The 23,094-nt window shown below is 24.5% G+C and carries 12 protein-coding genes; 3 read left to right on the plus strand and 9 right to left on the minus strand.

Annotation, left to right across the window (positions count from 1 at the left end; translation table 11 throughout):
- Positions 1-251: 251 nt before the first annotated feature.
- The 7 genes from Q0984_RS03660 to Q0984_RS03690 are packed head-to-tail and all read right to left on the minus strand — an operon-like array spanning position 252 to position 14,214.
- Positions 252-3,215 carry a type III restriction-modification system endonuclease gene (locus Q0984_RS03660; protein WP_299523718.1) on the minus strand — a complete coding sequence of 988 codons (2,964 nt, stop codon included), beginning with the start codon at positions 3,213-3,215 and terminating at the stop codon, positions 252-254.
- Between the two features lie 17 nt (positions 3,216-3,232).
- Positions 3,233-4,549 (minus strand): site-specific DNA-methyltransferase, encoded by a 1,317-nt coding sequence (locus tag Q0984_RS03665; RefSeq protein ID WP_299523721.1) that lies wholly within the window; start codon positions 4,547-4,549, stop codon positions 3,233-3,235.
- A 17-nt stretch (positions 4,550-4,566) separates the two neighbouring features.
- Positions 4,567-5,049, minus strand: a complete 483-nt coding sequence (locus Q0984_RS03670; protein WP_299523724.1) for a DNA methyltransferase — start codon at positions 5,047-5,049, stop codon at positions 4,567-4,569.
- Positions 5,050-5,058: 9 nt separating this feature from the next.
- Entirely contained in the window at positions 5,059-6,951 is a 1,893-nt protein-coding gene (locus Q0984_RS03675; RefSeq protein ID WP_299523727.1) for a site-specific DNA-methyltransferase, read from the minus strand.
- A 10-nt stretch (positions 6,952-6,961) separates the two neighbouring features.
- On the minus strand, positions 6,962-10,198 hold the full coding sequence (locus Q0984_RS03680) for a hypothetical protein (protein ID WP_299523730.1): 3,237 nt from the start codon (positions 10,196-10,198) through the stop codon (positions 6,962-6,964).
- 42 nt (positions 10,199-10,240) lie between these two features.
- Entirely contained in the window at positions 10,241-10,984 is a 744-nt protein-coding gene (locus tag Q0984_RS03685) for a DUF4391 domain-containing protein (protein ID WP_299523733.1), read from the minus strand.
- A gap of 5 nt (positions 10,985-10,989) precedes the next feature.
- On the minus strand, positions 10,990-14,214 hold the full coding sequence (locus tag Q0984_RS03690; RefSeq protein WP_299523736.1) for a helicase-related protein: 3,225 nt from the start codon (positions 14,212-14,214) through the stop codon (positions 10,990-10,992).
- A 351-nt stretch (positions 14,215-14,565) separates the two neighbouring features.
- Here Q0984_RS03690 and Q0984_RS03695 point away from each other — a divergent pair, with 351 nt between their 5' ends.
- Complete coding sequence (locus tag Q0984_RS03695) at positions 14,566-14,796, plus strand: hypothetical protein (RefSeq protein WP_299523739.1); 231 nt, start codon at positions 14,566-14,568, stop codon at positions 14,794-14,796.
- A gap of 498 nt (positions 14,797-15,294) precedes the next feature.
- Positions 15,295-17,112, plus strand: coding sequence for a DUF262 domain-containing protein (locus tag Q0984_RS03700; RefSeq protein ID WP_299523742.1), 1,818 nt, complete (start codon positions 15,295-15,297; stop codon positions 17,110-17,112).
- Positions 17,113-17,352: 240 nt separating this feature from the next.
- Here Q0984_RS03700 and Q0984_RS03705 read toward each other — a convergent pair whose 3' ends face one another.
- Positions 17,353-20,502, minus strand: coding sequence for an Ig-like domain repeat protein (locus Q0984_RS03705; protein WP_299523744.1), 3,150 nt, complete (start codon positions 20,500-20,502; stop codon positions 17,353-17,355).
- Positions 20,503-20,592: 90 nt separating this feature from the next.
- Positions 20,593-20,871 carry a winged helix-turn-helix domain-containing protein gene (locus Q0984_RS03710; protein WP_299523747.1) on the minus strand — a complete coding sequence of 93 codons (279 nt, stop codon included), beginning with the start codon at positions 20,869-20,871 and terminating at the stop codon, positions 20,593-20,595.
- 588 nt (positions 20,872-21,459) lie between these two features.
- Here Q0984_RS03710 and Q0984_RS03715 point away from each other — a divergent pair.
- Positions 21,460-22,860 (plus strand): NCS2 family permease, encoded by a 1,401-nt coding sequence (locus Q0984_RS03715; protein WP_299523750.1) that lies wholly within the window; start codon positions 21,460-21,462, stop codon positions 22,858-22,860.
- Positions 22,861-23,094: the final 234 nt, after the last annotated feature.

Raw genomic sequence — 23,094 nt, forward strand, 5'->3', positions numbered from 1 at the left:
TAAATTATCTAATTATTAAAATATTTAGAATTTATTGATAGTTTTTAATTTTTTTATTATTAAATTTAATAATTCCGTTATATTCTTTTTATCTTCATCTAATTCATAATCGATATTAATATATATTTCAATAAATTTTAAATTTTTTTTCTGAAAACATTAATAATAATGCCATTTAATTACTTGAAAATAGTTATATTCTAATCAAACATAGCCAATCCTATGATTAGTATAAAAAGTATTAAATAAAATTATAAAATACTTGATTTTAAATCTTCGTAACTATTAGTAACTTCTAATTCAACATCATTACCTAAAGCTTTAAAGTGTTTTTTACCACATTTAATTTTAGCTTGCTCAGATGGTCTTAATTGAGTAATATCTTTTGTACCTTTTGTTTCAACTACAAAATACATTTTACGTTCTCCATCTTTGTTAAATAAGATAGCCCAATCAGGATTATATCCTCCAATTGGAGTAGTTATTTTAAACCATCCAGGTAATTTAGTGTATAATTCAACTTCATCATCATTTTCTAATCTTTCTGCAAAGTTCTTTTCAATTTCACTATCATATATAATGTGATCATAGACAGAACGATGACTTTTTATAATATTTTTATTAAGATATCCCCATAACTCTTCATTTTCAAATAATTGTTGACTGTAATAATCATCTAATTCTGAATATTTTACTCCATCAACAATTAAACTACTCATTACACGTTTAATAATCTTTGAAGATTCATTCATGTATTCTGTAGGATTTTTCTTAAATTGGTCTAATGTTTCACTTTCAACTAAAATCTTAATAATTGTTTTTCTAGTTAAACTTGTAGTATTTTGTAAGAATTTTAATATATTAGGCAGGGCTATTTCATCTTCATCTGAATAAACTGTTTTTACAGTTCCTTCTTTATAATTTACACCTGATGCATCAATTGTTAATCCGCTTTTTGTATAAATTAATTTAGGTGGTTTAATATTTAATTCATCTTTTAAAGCATTACAACACTTTTCTATTAATTCATCTGTGTCAAATTCAACGGAATAAGTTGTTTTATGTTTAATTTTATCCCAAAATTCTTTAAAATCATCACTTAAGAAAACTTGTTTATTAATTTTAACTTTTTGTTTTTTACTTGCATTTTTAATTTCATAATGTTTTGTTTGTCTTTTAGCTACTGAAACTATATCTTCTTTAATAGATTCATACTTTTCAGGCACTTCTACAGTATTATTGGTTATAGCTTGCTTTAAAGTATCTTGAACTTTACCTTTTCCATTAATATACTTCATTTTTTTAAAATGATTAAATAGTTCTAATGATTTTTGAGAACCAATTGCCTCTTTTTTACCATTTTTATTTTCCATAATAATATGTGCAAAACTTGTTTTTTTAATAGTTCCAAATTTAATTCCAGTATCATTTTCCATTTCACTTTGTAATTTTTTAGCAAAATCACTATAACTTTCATTAGCCATTACAGTTAAAATATTAATATTATTATCTTTAATACGCTCTCCATCTTGATTAACACATAAACGTAGCCCTCTACCAATTTCTTGACGTTTTTTCATTGTAGAAGATGTTTCATTTAAAGTACAAATTTGAAAAACATTAGGATTATCCCAACCTTCTTTAAGTGCAGAATGTGAAAATATAAATTTTAAATTAGAATCAAAACTTAAAAGTTTTTCTTTATCTCTCATGATTAAATTAAATGTAGATTCATCATCTTTATTTGCTCTAAGTTTACCTTTTTTAGTTTCCCTTGAGTCTTTAACTTTACCTTTTTTATCTACAGAAAAATAACCATTATGAACCTCTTCAACAGGAACATGCTCAATTTTTTCTATTAACGTATTATATTTAGGTTTTCTAATGACTTTTTCATATTCTTCTTCAAATATTTTAGCATATGGACCTTTAATAGGATTTCCATCTTCATCATATTGTCTATAATTAGCTACTTTGTCAATGAAAAATAAACTTAAAACCTTAATTCCTTTTTCATTTAAAGATAACTCTTTATCAAAATGCTCTTCAATTGTTTTTCTAATTTGAGCTCTTTTAATTACTAAATCATCCATATCTCCAAATATTTTTCCAATTCTTAAAATTTCATCCTTTTGAGTAAACGAAACATATTCATTACCTTCCTCACAATATATTTCATCTACAATATAATTTTCATAAACATCCCGCCTACCAGAAATATCAAATAAGTCATCACCTTGTTTTACAGTTACTGTTTTTCTTTTAATTGAACCATTCATTAATTTATCTATTTCAATTTTAGCAGTTATAGGAGATTTTTTATTATTAGTTTCAATTAATTTCATATAGGATTTATTATGAAAATCTTGAGATTCAAATCCTGCAACTTCAATTTGTTTAACTAAATTCATTTCATAAGCATCAACAGCATCTAATTTATAAATTAAATTTTGAATTTCCTTATGAGTTGCTGAATATCTTAAGGTACATAATGGATTTAGAGATTTAACTGCTTTTTCACCTTTACCACCCATAACAGATTGAGGTTCATCAATAATAACAATAGGATTAGTTTCTTGAATTAATTCAATAGGTTTATATCCACTTAACCTATCATTTTCCCTATGGATAATATTAGCTTTTGTTTCTTTACTTGGATCTGTAAAACTTTTATTAAATGCATCAATATTAATAATCATTATTTCAATATTGGAATCAGTAGCAAAATTTCTAATTTGTTCTAATTTAGAAGAATCATAAACAAAAGAATTATAAATTACATTATCATACAAACCTTTAAAATGATCTTTAGTAATTTCAATTGTTTTATAAACTCCCTCTTTAATAGCAACTGAAGGAACAACAATAATAAACTTAGTAAAACCATATATTTTATTTAATTCAAAAATAGTTTTTAAATAAACATAAGTCTTACCAGTTCCGGTTTCCATTTCAATATTAAAATCCAAATGATTTTCATTTAATGATTCACTTGGAGCTATTTTATGATACTTTTGAACTTTTCTTAAATTTTCTAAAATATCCGAAGCACTAATATCAATCTTATTTCCTACACCCTGTCCAGTACTATTAATAGTCTGTTGACCAGACACAGTAAAATAAGATAACATTGAATTTTGACCTTCAAATAAATCAATAACTGATTTTACTGCTTCATCCTGGTACTTAAGGTTAGGATTAAACTTAAGTTTCATAATTTTAAAATCTCCTATTAAATTGTTATAAACTCATCAATATTATTTATTCTTAAAGTTTCTTTTATATTTGTTTTATCTGCATCAGACTTAAAACCAGAATCTTTGAAAACAACTCTAGTAATATTATCTGATTTTAGTTTAATAATTTTATCTGCAATTTCTTTTGTAATACTGTCTTCTAAACAAATTAGCAATGCACCATAACCAATTGAATAAATATTATTTATTTTTTCTATTGGCAATGTTAAATCAATACCATATTTAAGCATAATTTCATAAATTAAATCTAATTCTGTTCTATCTGGTTTGACATTTTCTTTATTAGTAAGTAATGTTTGCTCTAAATTATTATAATCTGGATCCCACTTTTCTAAGTTTGAAGAATCTAATTTAAAAACTTTAAAACCAATATCCAAATCTTTGTTATCTGATTCTTCAATAATCTTGTCTCCAGCTCTTCTAATTCTTTCCTTACCAATTTCACAAATATTCCTATATCCTGATTTATAAGCTTTTGACTTAATATTAATCATTTCAGGTATTTGAATCAATAAAAATTTATGATTTGTTTTTTCATCATTATTAAACTCAATAATACTTTGAGCAGTAGTAGAAGAACCTGAAAAAAAATCTAAAATAATACTGTCCTTTTCATTAATTGATTTCATGAAATATTTAACTAATTCTACAGGTTTTGCATAACTAAACACTTCTCTTCCCAAAAATTCATTTACTGATTTAGTACCTTGTTCATTTGTAAAATCATTAATAATACTTCTCATAATTTGACCATTAGCATTTATTCTTTGTTTAACTTGAACAGACCATTTGTTTTTTAATTTCTTAAACCTAACTTCCCCATCATTTAATAATTTTAGAAATTTATCTTTTTTATAAATCCAAGCATCAGTTAACTCAGTACCATCCGGAGCGGTGATAGTATATGAATTAGAACTTCCTTGTCTATTCCTAGCAAATGTATCCCAATAATATTTTCCATTAGAATCATTTTCACAATATCTTTCAACATATTTTTTATCATAAGGAATATAAAATTTATTTGTTTTAGAAATATTTTTAGAAAATAATAAAACATAATCATGGTCAGAAGATAAATATTTAGACATACTCCCTCCACCTTTTCTAGTTCTGCGAACTATTGTTCCTATAAAATTTTTTTCCCCAAAAATTTCATCACATATCTTTTTTAAGTTAACCAATTCATTATCATCAATACTAATAGCAATAAAACCATCATTATCCAACAAGTTTTTAGCTAGTTTTAATCTTGGATACATCATATTGATCCAATTTGAATGATATCTCCCCATAGTTTCTGTATTTGTGCTTAATTTAATTCCAATGCTCTCTCTCTCTCTCCTTTAACTACCTGATCACTTAATTCTAAATAATTTTCTAAGTTATCTTTATAGTTATCTGAATAAATAAAATCTTTTCCCGTGTTATATGGCGGATCAATATAAATCATTTTAATTTTATTATTATAACTTTTTTGGAGTAATTTAAGAACTTCTAAATTATCCCCTTCAATATATAAATTTTCAGTTGAATCCCAATTCTTAGACTCTTCTTTACATGGCCTTAAAGTTCCATAACTAGTTTTTTGAGATTCTTTAATAGATTGAATTTTACCTGGCCAAGTGAAATTGTATTTTTCAGGATTTTCATCAATATTATTACCTAAAATTAATTTTAATTTATCAAAATCAATTTTATCTTCAGTTACAATTTCCGGAAAAATTTCCTTAAGCTTAGAAACATTTTCTTGAATTATATCTTTACTTTCCCCATTTAATTTTATTTCATTCATTTTAACCACTTATATTGTTATAAATTCATCAATATTGTTTATTCTTAAAGTTTCTTTTATATTTGTCTTATCCTCATCCGATTTAAAACCAGATTCCTTGAAAACAACCCTACTCACATCATCAGATTTTAATTTGACAATATTATTTGTAACTTCTTTTGTGATATTATCCTCTAAACAAACCAATAATGCACCACAACCCATTGAATAAATGTTCTCTGATTTTTCTATAGGTAATGTTAAATCAATACCATATTTAAGCATAATTTCATAAATTAAATCTAATTCTGTCCTATTTAATTTAATATTTTCTTCATTTGTAAGTAATGTTTGTTCTAAATTACTATAATCAGGATCCCATTTCTCTAAGTTTGAAGAATCTAATTTAAAAACTTTAAAACCAATGTCTAGATCTTTGTTATCTGATTCTTCTAAAATTTTATCTCCTGCTCTTCTAATTCTTTCTTTACCAATTTCACAAATATTTTTATAACCCTCATTATATGCATCAGATTTTTCATTACATGAAACAGGAAGTTGAATTAAAATAAAATTATTATTCAAATTTTCATCATTATTTAATTTCATCACAGAGTGTGCGGTAGTTCCGGATCCTGAAAAAAAATCAAGAATTATTCCTTCTGAAGCTAAAGATATTAAATCTTTAACTGTAATGAAACTTTTAGGATAATCAAATATTTTTTTATTATCAAACAATTGTTTTAGAAAATTAGTCCCATATGAAACATTACTATATTCTTTATTTATCCAAAGAGATGTTGGAGTTATATATTTGCTTTTTGGAGTTTTAATTGTATTATTGTCATAAATATATGAGGAACATTCTTTAGCTGCTCTTTCATAAACGCGTTGCCATACTTTTTCTTCACCATTTTTAGCTATAGGAAATATAACTTTAAAACCTAATTTAGAATATTTATCTTTCAAAAATTGGATATGGTTTTCATTAAATTTCCCATCATATATTTTTTCATACTCTTCCCGAGTAATAACAGAAACTGAATTACCTTTTACTAACATAGGATAAAATCTATTTGGTCTTTCGAATTTTCTTGAGTTTGTTCCACTTCTCATGAATGTTTGATATTCTTTAACTTCTGATTTTTTCTTAAGTTTTAATTCATTAATCTCTTCAATATTTTTTGCATAAATCAAATGATATTCATGTACAGGATCTAAATTTTTCTTTCCTCTTCCTTGAGGATTACATTTTGTAACAATAGATCCTATAAAGTTTATCTCACCAAAAATTTCATCACAAATTAATTTTAATCTTGAATATTCATATTCATCAATAGCAATGAAAAATAAACCATCATTTTTAAGTAAATTTTTCCCAATTTTTAATAAAGGATACATCATATTCAACCAATTTGAATGAAATCTACCATCAGTTTCAGTATTTGTACTTAATTTACTCCCAATGCTCTCTCTCCCTATTTGTCCTGTAAATTCTAAATAATTTCTTAAATTATCTGAATAATCATTTTGATAAATTAAATCGTTTCCTGTATTATATGGCGGATCTATATAAATTGCACTTATTTTATTGCGGTAACTTTTTTGAAGTAATTTAAGAACTTCTAAATTATCTCCTTCAATATATAAATTCTGAGTTGAATCCCAATTTTTAGATTCTTCTTTACATGGTCTTAAAGTTCCAGAACTAGTTTTTTGAGATTCTTTAATAGCTTGAATCTTACCTGGCCAAGTGAAATTGTATTTTTCAGGATTTTCATCAATATTATTACCTAAAATTAATTTTAATTTATCAAAATCAATTTTATCTTCAGTTACAATTTCTGGAAAATTTTCCTTAAGCTTAGAAATATTATCTTGAACCATATCTTTACTTTCCCCATTTAATTTACTATTAATCATATAATCACATTTATTCTAATTTCATTCTTTTTTTAATAATTCTTCGGGACAAACCTGGAGGATTTGGTTTGAAGTTATTATTATCATCAAATTCATCATTTTTAATTGCATGTTCCCTTAACTTTTTAATATTCAAATCATAACTAACAACATAATCATTTAATCCCCCTTTTAAATTAATTAAATAATTATTTTTAGATGAAGTAGGTTGTAATATCATACTTCCACCATACTCAGAAGTATTTGATTTAATACAATAACAAAGTAAATCTCTTGAAAGTGATTCTGCTATGTTATTAAAATAAATTGTATCTTTATTAAATTCGGAAACAGTTACAATATCACAACAATTTTTAAAGATACTTCTATCTTTAATATCTGCAATTTCATAACAATAATATGGAGCTATATAAATATCATTCCAAATAATTAAATGATATTCTTTGTTAAGTAAATTATTACATTTATTTCTTAATTCAATAGGTTTTTTATCATGTGTTTTAAACAATGTTAATTCATGTGGTGAATAATGATTTTTTAACCTATAAACTAAAATTGATTCAAAATATTTTTCACTAACTATGAACGGTAATGTTGCAAAAATATAATTACCCACGTAATCTCCATTTACTATAGGTTCTACACCAAATATTATTGCCATTTGATGGTCTTTTGAAATTTTCACAATTTCATTTACCCATTCATAAGGAATATATGCCTCAGGCATTACTAATAATTCAATTCTTTGATTTATAGCTTTATTAATTAAATTTTTTAAAGAATCAAATCTATCTTGACTTAAATTTGGAATTTTTAATCTATTCTCAATATTATTCTCATTTAATTTAGTATTTAGAATACCTACTTTAACTGATTCTTTATTAGTATTACCCACTTTAATTATTTTTAAATGATTATCTTGGTCATAAAAACATTTATTTTCAGAAGAATTACAATTTAAATCACATTCAAAGTTTATATATTTAAACAATGAATTCTGATTTTTATTTGGATTAAAATTAAAATTATAATTATAATAATTCTCAATAGCATTATTTATATATGTAATTTCTTTTGATTCATTGTTATTCTCAATGTTATTATTTTGAGTTGAAAATAATTCATTATTAATTTCATGATAAATCAACTCATTGAGTTTTATAAATCTAGGATAAACTCCTTCAAATAATTCATTTTCTTTATTTGTAGACTTGATTAAATTATATTTAAACTTATTTTTATCCATATTTAATTTAGAACAAATTTTTAATGTGTTTTGAAGAGGATATTTCATTAAACTATTATTTTGCATTGAAGAAAAAAGACACTTACAAATATCATTATTAATATCAATTTCGGAAAAATTATCTATATTACATTTAATATATTCATTTAAATCATCTATTTTATCATCTGATTTCAAAGATAAAACTCTAACTATAGAATAATATAAAAATTTAATCAAAGAATTCTTCAAAATTACTTTATCCTCATTCAAATTAAAAACATAATTCTCATTATTAGAAATTGTACATTTAATAGAATTAATAACATTGATTATTTCACCAATTAAGTTAAATATCATTTTTTGTTCATTATTAATATATAAAAATGAAAAAATTTTTTCCCAAAGTGACATAAATTCTAATAAATTACCTTTAAACGCATTGAAAATTTCATTTACCACATTTTCATCTATTTTTTCATCCATATATTTTAATGTATGATTTAAACGAGACAAAATTTTTGATATTTCAAATTTGTTAATTTTAATATCATTAATACTATTTAATTTATTTATAGAATCATTGTAATCAATTTTATAAATTTTATCCTCCAGTTCATTTCTTATCGATTCAGAATCATGCATTAACTTAAATTCACTTGAATTTTTATATATTTCCTTCTTAAAATTCTTTATAATTGCATCAGAGTTATTATGTGAAAATTTATACATTTTTAACTTGTCTTCCTGAATTTCTAAATTTTCATAGTGATAATAGGTATCATCATCTTTTTCAAAAAGTGGAACATTATAAACTCTATAATAAGTATTTTTCTTATTTTCTACTTTAAAAATACAATTATGAGGATATCTTGAATTAGGTGTGAAATATTTATTTAAAAAATCATTTAAATTGATTTCTTCAATATGTTGAATTCCATTAGATTCACTTTTCTCATGAGATCCAAAAACCATCAATATATCATCAACATACCTACCATAATATGATGGATTAACATCTTCTAAAATAATTTGATCAATACCCTGTAAATTCCAATTAGCAATTATTAATGATGGTAGAAACCCTAAAGGAATCATAGGTAATTTTTTATATTCTAAATCATGTTTTTTATTATCTAAATTTTCATTAGGATATAAAGCTTCATTAGTTATTTTTCTATTAAATTTTGAAGAATATGTTTTAAATACTGTTTCAATAAATTTATTTAAATTATTATTAAAGTTTTCTTCTTTTCTATTATACTGAATATTCAATTTTTTTTGAGTATATTTAATATCTTCAAACAAATCCTCAAAATCAATTAATGAACGATAATAATAATCTTTAAAATCTAATGATAATATTATTGCATTTTTCTCATTTTTCAAAATAGTATCTGCAATATTTAAACCATCATCTCGCCAAGATTGATATTTTTTGTAATATGGTTGGAATAAAAAAGGTGAAAAATCATATTCTTCAGAATTATCAGTTTCTTTTAAATTTTCTAATAGATATTCATTAAGACGATTCCCGTAGCAATGTTTGTATAATTTATCATCTAAAACATAACCCAACCTAAGAATCCATAAAACTCCTAGAATATGTCCTTCAACAGGTAAATCAATGAAATAATGTATTTTGGAAACATCAGATGATGATTTTTTAAAGTTAGTTATCATATTATTTTCTTCTTTATTATTAATATCAACATTTTTTGGAAAAGAAATAACCTTAATATCACTAATAATATCATTAATTTTATTATCCCAATTATTATTTAATTCATTAGCTAAATTTGAAAAATAATCATCAAATGCCGTCTTAAAATTATTATTAACATCACTTTCTTTTTCATCAATAATTTTTGTTTTAAAATTTTCTACTTCAAAATTAGCTAAATCAAATCTTTGTATTGCACTATAATTATCATAATAAACATGATTTTTATATTTACGATATGCACCTTTTAATTGATTTTCCAACTTTTCAATATCAATTATGTCTTCATTATTTTCCACGACACAACACCTTCAATATAAATATTTAATTAATAATATTAATTAAATTAATTTCTCCTTCAATTTATCAATTTCACATTCCAATCCTTTAATCTCAATATTTAATTCAACTTTTCTATTAAATTGAGTTTCTTTTTTAATAGCTACTTTTTTAGTTTTAATTTCACTTTCTAAACTAACTATTTTATCATTAATTCTTTTAATTTCTTCAACACTTAAGTTAACCTCATGACCAACTGATTTTGATCCATTATATTTAATTATTTTTTGAACTATACTATCATAAAATTTATAAAAATTTGAATAATCTAGTTTATTTAGTTTTAAATTTTCAAATAAAATGTTATCTATTTCATCCATATCATCAAATAAAATCCAATCTGTTGAAATAATTTCATCTAAAGTTATTTTATTTGAATCTACTAAACTTTCACTTTGATGTGACACAAATAACTGAATTTTACCTCTAAATTCAAAAACAAGAATCATTGGATAAGGTATTACTCTCATTACAATATTTGCAATCCTATTTAATTTTTTATCTTCTTTTAAAACAATGTTAATTATTTCAACTTCAATATAATCTTTAACCTCATCCTTATAAGAATCAATACCTATATTTTCTTTGTTAAGTGAATACATCCATCTAATTTGTTTAACATAGTTAGTAAATATCTTTTTATCACTAGATTTCAATTTACCTTCACTAAAAATAACTTCTTTAGCAATAATATCATTTACTTTACATTCATCTGGAATTGTTAATAATTCTTCAATTAAAACCATGGAAATCACTTTAAAATTAAAAAGGTTATTAATTCAAATTCTTCTAGCCCATCAATATTATTCTTAACTGGAGATGTTCCACCTTTTGTAAATAAGCTTTTAACTCCAGTTTCTTGCTTTTTACCAATTATATTTTCAATACTTTCCTTAAGAAGTTGAGAATATTTATCCATTTGTTTACCATTATCCGTTTCCATGTCAAACGATTCAACTAGGTTTTTAAATACATCTTTTTTACCAGAACATAATTTTTGATAGCAATCTAATATTTTTTTAGATTGTATGTAATTTAATTTAACTTCTTCATCTTCAGTAATGTAGACTAAATAATATGGGGTTAATGCATTTTTATCTTTTGATTCTTTAACTCCTTTAACTTGTCTTAATAAAAATATTACTCCAGGTTCAAATTCTTCTGCTGGAACTATTGAGTATATTCCAGATGGTGAATTAGCTAATTCTTTTTTATGTTCTTTCATATACTCCATTAATTCTATTTTAAAATCATTGAATGTTAAATCTGTAATGGATATTGCATCTGAAATATCTTCTAAATCAATAACTTGGTCTTGAAGTTTTTCTAATTGATTTTTACGATATTCTAAATCATTCATAACTTTATTAGTATTTGCTATGATATTTTCTTCACCTGTTGCACTTACATCAACCATTACCATTCTGTTTTCCACACGTCCTTTAAGGTCAATGTATTCATCTAATTCCATATTTGGCCAGAAATTAACTAGTTGAATATCTTTATTTTTAGATCCAATTCTATCTATACGCCCAAATCTTTGTATGATTCTTACAGGATTCCAATGAATATCATAATTAATTAAATAATCACAGTCTTGTAAGTTTTGACCTTCTGAAATACAGTCTGTTCCTATCAAAATATCTATTTCTTCAGCCATTTCAGGATTTATAATATTTCTGTTTTTAGATATTGGTGAAAAACTAGTTAATATTTCATCAATATTTGTATTTTTAACTGTTTTTAAGTTAGTTTTATTATCTCCTGAACCTGTAACTAATGCTGTGTATAATCCATAATTATCAAAAGTCCATTGTGAAATATTTTCATATAAATATTTTGCAGTATCTGCAAATGCTGTAAAAATCAATATTTTGTTATTATCATCATTTATAGGATTTTCTATTTTATTTGAAATAACTTTCTTTAAATCAGAGAGTTTTTCATCTCTAATATAATCTACTTGTTTTGCTTGTGTAAATAAAAATTCTAATTTTTCTTTATCTAATTCCAAGTCTTGTTTCCATTTAATTAAATCCATATCTTGAAGTAAAACTTTTGTTTTTTTACCAAACATTAATTCATCATATTCATCTTCTTCAGGATCAATTAAACTAATATCAATATCTTCATTATATTCTGAGATATTATCTATTTTTTCAAGTGTTTTATTAATTTTAAAAAGTAATTTTTCTATTGTTAATTTAAATGAATGAATTGAACTTTCCATACGTTTTAAGAGATTTATTCTCATTAATTGAATAAGACTTTTTTCCCTGTCCGTCTGTTTAAAAATAGATTTACCTTCTCCAATTTCAATATCATATTTTCTCGCATAATCTTCTCTTTTTTGAGGTAAAATATATAAAAATGGGGAAAATACACTTAAATTAAGTCTTTCAATTTCACTATTAATTTCATTTAAAGTTGGGAATTCTTTTTTAATATCAATATCTGAACTTTCATTAATTGGATTTAATCTATTTGGGAATTCTCCAATTTCTGCTAAATCATAATATTTTTCAATGTGTTTCCTACTTCTTGCAATTGTTAATGTATCTAGTAATTTAAAGTAGTCTAAATCCATCATATCAACGAATTTTTCACCAGTACGAATATTATCATCTAATTTTGACCATTGGTTAAAAATTGTTTGTGCATTTCTGAGAGTATGATTAATACTAGATATTCCTATTTCTTCTAGTGCATTATCTTTATCTTCTGTAATGAATGCAATTTGATTTTTAATATCATTCATCTTATTATTTACTGGAGTTGCAGATAACATTAAAAGTTTTGTTTTATGTCCTTGTTTAATAACATCATTCATTAAACGTTGATATCTTGTAACTCTATCTTTAACTGCAGGATTATTTCTAAAGTTATGTGATTCATCAATAACTACTAAATCATAATTTTCCCAGTTTATTGTTTTTAAATCTATATTTCCTGAAAATCCTCGTTCACGACTTAAATCTGTATGATTTAAAACATCATATCTAAATCTGTCTTCTGCAAAAATATTTCTTTTATCATTAAGTGTATAAATAGTCCAATTTTCTCTTAATTTTTTAGGTACTAATACTAAAACTCTATCGTTTCTTAACTCATAATATTGAATAATTGCAAGGGCTGTGAATGTTTTACCTAGACCAACACTATCAGCAAGTATACAACCATTATATTTTTCAATTTTATCAATTGCACCAATAACTGCATCTTGCTGGAATTGATATAAAGTATTCCAAATTTTAGTTTCTTTAAGTTTATTTCCTTTTTTAACAATATTATCTTCATTTAATTCATCGAGATAATCATGAAAAATATGATATAATGATTTAAAATAAATAAATTCTCCTGAATTTTCTTCGTACATTACTTCCATTTGTTTTAGCACTTTATCTTTAACATCTTTTAAAAGCATTTCATTATTCCACAAATTATCAAAAGATAAAAGTTGAGGATCAGTAAATTCTTCACCAGCCATGAAATTATTAAAATCAGCCCTATTCGATCCAGTTATCCCTAAACCATCAGTTGTAAAATCAACACTACCATTAATAACAATATCTTCATTTGATTTATTATTAACATGAATCATTCTCGGTTGTGCAGCATTAGACTGTATAAATGATTTTATCTTAACTTTATCTTTTAACCATTTAGCACAATCTTTAGCAACAGCACTTTGAGTCATTTCATTTCTTAACTTTAACTCAAATTCATTACCAAAAATATTATTATTAATTATTTCATACTCCATAGCTTCAATATCTTTATTTTTAGAAAAACTAGGAGTTGTAAAAATAAAACGCATTTCATCAATATTATCTAACTCTTTTTTAAGAGCATTATATGCATACATTGTAAAATAAGCAGAAATAGTAGAAACTTTAGAACCTTTTTTAACATGTTTTTTAAGTTCTTTATAAACTGTTTCACCTAATTGATTATTAAGAGTTTTGAATTCTGGCAAACAAAAATTCCCCTTTTATTTATTACTCATATGTTTATAACAATTCTTAAATATAATTTGTTATTTATTTTATTTAACAATAATTTCATTGAATTTTTTAATTTTTTTTACAATGATATATATTGAGTATAAAATAATATTCCAATTACAACCTATAAAACTAAGAATTTTTTTAAAAATTTTAGTAAATTAGAAATATAAAATAGGAAAAAACTTTTTAAAACATTCATCACCAAAGTTCATGACAGATGAAAAAATGACATCATAACAATTTATATCAATACAAATGGACATAAATTGTATTAAATATTTAATAAATTATATATTAACTAATTTAAATTAAGTGAAATAATGTCTAGTTTTTTATTTATAACAAATCCAACAATAATTTCTGCAATTATTGGAGCATTAATAGGTTCAATTTCAGCATGGAGTCTTAGTTATTTTATAGAAAAAAGAAAATTTAATAGAAAAAAGAAATGTGCATATGCACTTATAAAATCTGAAATTGATATAAATGTTTCTAATTTAAAGTTATATAAAAAAAATTTACTTAACAAAAAATACAAAAGAATTATATGATACGGGAAATTTAAATGATATAAGTGATTTTTATTATTCTTTAAGCGAATTTCCTATTCTAAATCATGATAATTGGGATAAACTAATAAATTTCATTCCTTACATTTTTGATGAAAATCAAATAAATCAAATAATAAGATTTAATGTTAAGTTAGAATTATTAAATAAACAGTCCCAAAAACTTGCTAAAAGTGGTATGCCTCAAAGAACATATAGTGCATTTAATTTATATGAATTAGATGAAGTAGACTACAGAGTTACATTAGGCATTTATAGTTTTTTCGAGAAGAATATAAATATTATTATTAAATGATGGAAAAACTATTTTAAATTCATTTAAAGAAAGTATGAAATAAAATTCTATCAAATTAGAAAAATATCAGTAAAATGTTTATATATGCTATTATTAAATAATCAAAGAACATATGCGTATTATCAGTTGAAGTATAAACCAATAAATATTAATTCTATAATATTAATTTATTAATTAGTGATACAATGAAAAAGATAGAAGGATCTCCCAAAAATTTAAAGCAACTATTACAGAATACAAAATATTCTATTCATTATTATCAACGGGAATATATGTGGCAAAGAAAACATGTTGAAGAATTAATTGATGATTTAACTACTGAATTTCTTGAATCTTATAAAGAAGGAGATGAACGTCAAGACGTGCAAGATTACGGAGCTTATTTTATGGGCTCTATTGTTTTGGCAGGAAGGGAAAATGCTATTATTGATGGACAACAACGTTTTTCAACATTAACATTACTTTTGATTTATCTTAATAATCGTGTTAAAAAACTTGGAGAATCCTATAGACTCATTGAAGAAATGATTTATTCTGAATCATATGGTAAAGAATCATTTAATATTAGCGTAGATGACAGGCAGGAGTGTATGAAAGCTATCTTCCATAATGAACCATTTGATGTAACAAAATCTAATGAATCAGATAAAAATTTATATGGGAGATTCAATGATATAAAAGAAATTTTTCCTGAAGATAGTATCTCAGATAATATGATTTTACATTTTTGTGATTGGTTAGTTAACAAAGTATTTTTCATAGAAATTGTTGCAACAACAGAACAGGATGCTCATAAAATATTTGTAACAATGAATGATCGGGGTTTAAGTTTAACATCTACAGAGATGTTAAAAGGATATTTGCTCTCAGAAATAGATGATGATAAAAAACGTGAAGAATTAAATAATATCTGGAAAGATAAAATTTTACTATTAAAAAAGGATAATGATGATGGTGATGAGACTTTCATTAAATCTTGGCTTCGTGCACAATATGCTGAAACAATAAGAGATAGTAAAGCTGGTGCTATTAATAAAGATTTTGATAGTATTGGTGGTGCTTTTCATAAATGGGTTAGAGATGAACGTTCTAGAATAGGATTAAATACTTCAGAAGATTATGAATTGTTTATAAAAAAATTTGAAGTATATGTGGATGTTTATCTTAAAATTAAAGAAGCTGAAAAAATATTCATGAAAGACACAGAATATATTTATTATAATGCTCAAGTTGATTTCACTTTACAATCTCAATTATTATTAGCACCTATTTGTTATGATGATGATTCAGACACAATTACAGAAAAAATGAACCTTGTAGCTAGATATATTGATTTATTATCCAGGTTCACATATCACAAAAGACTTGGATATAATTATATTAAAAATTATATTTTTAGAATTACAAAAGATATTAGGTGTTGTTCATTAGATAAATTAAAAGAAATATTGAATAATTATTATAACAATTTAGAATACAATCCTGCAGATGCACTTCCAGGTTTACATTTAACTTCTTCAACTAGAAGATATATAAAACACATGTTAGCTCGTATAACTAGTTTTATTGAAGAAAAAACAAATGTTGCTCCAAATTATATTAATTATATGGATACAAATACTAAAAATCCATTTGAAATTGAGCATATTATTTCAGACCATTATGAATGGTTTACTGAAGAATATGACAATCAAGATGAATTTAAATATTACAGGAATAATATTGGTGCTTTACTATTATTACATAAAAGTATAAATGCAAGTTTAAATGACTCTAATTATCTTGATAAACTCAAAAAATACTGTTCTAATGAAGGAAACATCTACAGTGAATCTCTTGGAGAAGAAGCTTATAAAAACAATCCTGGATTTATAAGATTTAAAAATAAATATGGATTATCATTTAAATCATACGACACTTTTGGAAAAGATGAAATTATGGAAAGAAATAAATTATTAGTTCAATTAGTGAAATTGATATGGAATCCTGATTTATTTAGATAACTTCTATTTTTAGAATATATAACTTTCATATATTATTGAACTATCAACTACTTTTTTTAAGTTCAATACATTTTTCTTTAAATTTTAATTGGATATTTTATAGGAGATATATTTTATAAGATAAAAAACCTTTTTGTGCAGATTATTTTTAAAGGTCTACGTAATAATATTGTGTTTAAGCAGTATTTAAATTTTGTTAAAAAAAGAAAAAGTAAAAAGAGATTATGAAAATCTCTTTTTTTAAGCAATTGTAATATTATTTCCAACTTGGTATCCATTCCATTCAGAAGTAATAATGTAATTACCTTTTACTAAATTAATGTTTAAACTAGTTACACCATCAAGATTAGTAGTTTTGTAATAGAATACACCATTTACATTGAAGATTACTTCTTGGTTAACTAATGGACTTCCACGACCGTCTAAAACAGTAGCATTAAATTGAGAACCGTCTTTATATGTCATGTTTAAATTAGAAGTAACTAAAGTAGATAATACTTCAATATTATTTCCAGTAGCTAATCCATCATACATAGTAGTTATAACATATTTTCCAGGTCTTAAATTAATATTTAATTTAGCAATACCATTTTCGTCAGTTGTACGAGTGTAGAATACACCATTAATATTAAATGTCACGTTTGTATTAGCTAATGGTTTACCATCAATATCTGTAAAGTTTGCAAAGAACTGAGTTCCATTTTGGAACATTTTAACAATGTCTTCTGCATAAATAGTTGATATAATAGTTACATTTACGTTTTTAGTAATGTTATTGTATTTATCAGAACCTTTGAAGTAAATAGTTGCATTGTAATCTCCAAGTATTAAGTTAATTGCCATGGAAGCAGTTCCATTTTCATCAGTAGTTCTGTTATATGTTACACCATTTATTACAAAGAAGATAGTTGCATTTGCAATTGGATTACCAATACAGTCAGTTAATTTAGCTATTAATCTTGTACCATCTTTGTAAAACATTATAATATTAGATACATCTAAATTAACAAATTTATTTAAGATAACTGATACAGTAGCGTTGAAACTAGATTTAGCATATATATCATCACCTTCAAAGATACCTGTAATATTGTGTTGACCAAGTATTAAATCAGAGATAGTGATTTTACCATTTTCATCGGTAGTAAATCTGTATGATGTTGAATCGACTATTAATGTAATGGTTTTGTTAACTAATGGATTTCCACCAATGTCTGTTAATCTAGCTGTGTAATCATCACCAAGATAGATTGTTGCATCTTCTCCAATAAAGATAGATTTTATTAATTTGTATGTTACAATCATACCATCTTTAACTTCATAATCTCCTTCATCAGATCCAGTATAATAACCGGAAATTGTGTAATTACCTTCAGCTGGAATAGTATAATTATATGATGCTTTTCCTTCAATAACTTCTAAAATTGCATTTTCTTCACCATTAATTGTGAATTTAATGTTTTTACCTGAAATTGGGTTTCCCATATCATCACAAACAGTTGCAGTTATTAAAACAACTTTAGAATCTGGGAAGTCTACTAAAACAGTTTCATTATTTAAATATGTAATGTATGAAGTTTTTATATTTCCCATATTGTAGATGTAATCAGCTTTTATAGCACTAGCATTTTTCATTATATTGCCAGATAAGTCTAAGAATCCGCCATTATATATAACTCCACCGAGTCCAGTAGAATTAGCATTTATAAATGTTGAATTGATTAATTCCATGTTGGATAAATAGTTAGAATTAAAGATAACTCCACCATTATTACCTGAAGTGTTTTCAAATAAACATCCGTCAATTACCATATTTGCTGTGTATTCTTTTCCTTGATCTTCATTGTAGTATCCTTCGTTGTAGATAGCTCCACCGTCAAGTTTGGAAGATGAATTTATAAAGTTAGAGTTAGTTATAGTTACATTACCCATATAGTTAATTATTGCTCCACCTTTATCTTCTGCAGTACTGTTAATAAATGTACAGTTATCAATAAATCCTGTAGCAAGTGTATCATATCCTATAAAGATAACTCCACCTTGACCACTCATTTCATAGTCGTTATCCATCCATGCTTTATTATTAACAAATGTAGAATTACGTATGTAAAAAGTATCATGCCCTGGATAAACTACTCCATCAATCCAGCTAGTTCCACTATTTTGTTGTAAGAATAATGCTCCACCATATTTAGCAGAGGAATTTTCAATGTAAATATTGTTTAATGTTAAATCTTTTTTAACTGAATATATTGTTCCTCCACTGTTAAGTGCAGTGTTGTTTATAAATATTGTATCTTCAACTGTTAAGTTTGCATAAGTAAAGATAGCTCCACCTGCAGATCCATGATTATCAATAAAGGTACAGTTTAATATTTTGTAATAATCTCCAAATCCTGAAAGATAAACAGCACCTGCTTCTGCACCTGCATTGTCATTAATAAAAGTAGTATTTTTAATTAAAACACTTTGTTTACTGTCTAATACTTCAGTGAAAATAGCTCCACCAACATATGCATGGTTGTCTTCAAAAATAGAGTCATATATTTTTAAATCACCCCATCCCATAATAGCTCCACCATGCCATTTAGATGAATCTACAGCAGTAGAAGTGTTATTTACAAGATAACAGTTCCTTAAAGTTAAATAACCATCATTATAAATAGCTCCACCATATTCATCGGAAGAATCTCTAATTACAATATTTATTAAAATTAAACTTGAATCTTTAGATGTTCTGTTATTTGCATTTTTACTAGCTATGTTAAATAATCTACTGTTTACACCAGTTAAGATGAGGTCTCCAAGGTTTTCTGCTTTAATAGTTATATTTTTATAAATTGAACTAATTCTATCTCCAACATATATTTGTTCATAGAAGTAAGCACCACTTAAACCAGTTATTACATCACCTTCACTTGATGCATCAATTGCATCTTGTAGTGTGAAGTATCCTTTATCTCCAATAAACCAATAATATTTAGCTACTTCTAAAATACCTTCCTGAATAGTAGAATTTTTATCTCCACTGAAAGCACCGGAAATAGTGTATGTACCTAAAGTATTATTTGTAGTATAACTAAAAGATGCTTTTCCATTATTATCAGTTCTACTGTCACCTACAGCAACATTATTAATCATGAAATTAACTAAACCGTTAGCAATTGGATTACCTAAATCATCAGTTAATAAAGCAGATAATACTACTTTATCACCAGCATTAACCATGAAACTATCAAATGATAATTTTGTATTAGTTATAATACCTTGTTTGTAATAAATAACACTACCTTTATTATCTTTCATAATATTGTTAGATAATTTAACAGTAGCTCCATCTACATATAATGCAGAACCATTACCTGCAGTGTTATTATAATATAAAAACACGTATCATTTAAATTCTAAAAAAATAATGAGAATATTATAAGAATATATGTGTCTTTAAATAAAAAAAGTTATTAATGGACAATAATTGATTTACCAGTCCATTTTTGTAATCATAGATAAAACTTCTTGACCTTCATCAGTCAAACGGTATAATCTTCCTTTATGAGCATCTTCATTAATACATACAATAAGATTATGTTCTTTTAAATCTGTTAAAACATTACTTACATGTTTTATTCCTACCCCAGATTCAATACTTATTTTAGTCGGTATTTTTACATCTTTTTCTAAGGTTTCAAGCACCTTACGTCTATAACTAGAAATTACTACATAACTGCATTTTTTTAATAATTCATCCTCTTTATTCACGATTACCACATTTTAGATTTAATACTTAAAAAAGACCTATTTTCTAAGAATTTTTTAAATAATCTGCACTAGTTAATATTTTTTATTAGCATGTAATATATACTTTGTGGTAATATTGTCTTATATTATTCTGTAAATTGTCCATGATTTAGTTATTATTTATATAAATAAATCTAATTATTCATAAAAATATTATGATTATCATATAAATAATTAAGAAAAATCTAAAAAATATAAAACTAAACAAATAACCACTATTTTTAATAACATTTAGAAAATAATTAGAATATTACAAGAATATCGCTACATTAACACAATATATTCTATTAATTTAAACATAATTGTCTAGATGATATCTCATTATATTACCTCATTAATCAAATTGTTTAAAAAAATAAAAAATACTTTAATAAATACACAAATAAACTTAACAAATTATACAAATACAAAATATATTCTCAAAAATAACTAAAATATGAATAAAATTGATAAAAATACATTACATCATGAATATAACCAACACAAATACCAAAATTTAGTGAACTTAAATATAAATACTTATATGACATTACTTAAAAAATATATAGTATGTCTAAGTTAGATGCTTTTTTTAAAATTAAAGAGAATAATACAGACGTGAAAACTGAAATCATTGCAGGTATTACAATTTTCTTAGCAATGGCTTACATTTTAATTGTAAACCCGGCAATGTTAAGTGAAACTGGAATGGACATACAAGGAGTATTTATTGCAACTGCATTATCAGCTGGAATAGCTACTATATTAATGGGATACATAGCAAACTACCCATATGCATTAGCTGCAGGAATGGGTCTTAATGCATTCTTTACATATACCGTAGTATTAGGTATGGGATATAGTTGGGAATATGCACTTTTAGCTATTTTTGTCTCAGGTATAATCTTTTTGGTTATCTCACTTACCTCACTTCGTGAAAAACTATTTTACTCAATCCCTGATTCCTTAAGATTTGGTATATCCATAGGTATTGGTTTATTTATTCTTGGATTAGGATTAAGTAACCTCGGAATTTTATCTTACACCTCTCATGTAATCAATATAGGAGATGGAAACTGGGCCACACAAGTAATCGGACTTGGAAGTGCTTCAACAATATTTACTGTTGGAAACCTTTTAGCATTAATTTGTTTCATTATAATTATGGTTTTAATGAAGAAAAATGTAAAAGGAAACATTTTAATAGGTATTATTGCAACTTACATTATTGGAGTTATCTTAGAATTAGCAGGATTCCCTGTTTTACCAGACCAATCATTAATACCATCAGCTATTATTAACAGTAACCTAGGAGGATCACTTGGAGCAGTAGCATTTAAATTTGGTGATGCTGCAAGTGGATTTAACAGTATAAATGCAATTCTTGATTTTATAATCATTGCTGTTACTTTCCTCGTAATTTCATTATTTGATACAATGGGAACTTTAACTGCACTTACAACTAAAGTTGATGGATATGATGAAAATGGAAAATTACCAAGACTCAGAAAAGTTTTAAGTGTAGATGCACTTGGACCAATGATAGGATCTGCTTTAGGTACTTCCCCAGTAGTTACTTATATTGAAAGTTCAACTGGTATTATGGAAGGTGGAAGAACAGGTTTAACCGCAATTGTTGTTGGTATCTTATTCTTACTTGCAATTCCATTTGCTCCATTATTTACCATAATTCCAACATTTGCAGTAGCTCCTGCACTTATTGTTGTAGGTATTTTAATGTGTGGATTATACAAAAATCTTGATACAAGTAATCTCTCTGATTTAATCCCTGCATTAGCCGCTATTATTGTAACTCCAGTATGCCAAAGTATTACAACAGGTATAATTGCTGGAGTATTTGCATATGTGATTGTTAAAGTTTTATTTGGTAAAGCTAAAGAAATTTCAAAAGCAATGTGGATTTTATTCGTATTATTATTTATTTACATGGTTTTAGAGTTCATAATGTAGAACTCTAACTATTTTTATTTTTTACTAAATTTTTTTAATTAATCAACTTAAAAAATTAGTTGATTAAATAACAAGTTATTAAAAAACTACTTAGTTTTATTAAGGTTATTATGTAAAATTTTATAATAATAATAGAAATTATAAAAAAAATATGCTTTCATCATCATTTAATATCGAAGAATTTTAATAATTTAACTAACTTTTATAATAAATATATACTACATTACAACATCA

The organism is uncultured Methanobrevibacter sp., assembly GCF_934746965.1.
Taxonomy (GTDB): domain Archaea; phylum Methanobacteriota; class Methanobacteria; order Methanobacteriales; family Methanobacteriaceae; genus Methanocatella.

Coding starts and splice junctions, on each gene's coding strand:
- Q0984_RS03660 (WP_299523718.1), bottom strand. CDS start 3,215: ATGAAACTTAAGTTTAATCCTAACCTTAAGTACCAGGATGAAGCAGTA.
- Q0984_RS03665 (WP_299523721.1), bottom strand. CDS start 4,549: ATGGGGAGATATCATTCAAATTGGATCAATATGATGTATCCAAGATTA.
- Q0984_RS03670 (WP_299523724.1), bottom strand. CDS start 5,049: ATGAATGAAATAAAATTAAATGGGGAAAGTAAAGATATAATTCAAGAA.
- Q0984_RS03675 (WP_299523727.1), bottom strand. CDS start 6,951: ATGATTAATAGTAAATTAAATGGGGAAAGTAAAGATATGGTTCAAGAT.
- Q0984_RS03685 (WP_299523733.1), bottom strand. CDS start 10,984: ATGGTTTTAATTGAAGAATTATTAACAATTCCAGATGAATGTAAAGTA.
- Q0984_RS03695 (WP_299523739.1), top strand. CDS start 14,566: ATGTCTAGTTTTTTATTTATAACAAATCCAACAATAATTTCTGCAATT.
- Q0984_RS03700 (WP_299523742.1), top strand. CDS start 15,295: ATGAAAAAGATAGAAGGATCTCCCAAAAATTTAAAGCAACTATTACAG.
- Q0984_RS03715 (WP_299523750.1), top strand. CDS start 21,460: ATGTCTAAGTTAGATGCTTTTTTTAAAATTAAAGAGAATAATACAGAC.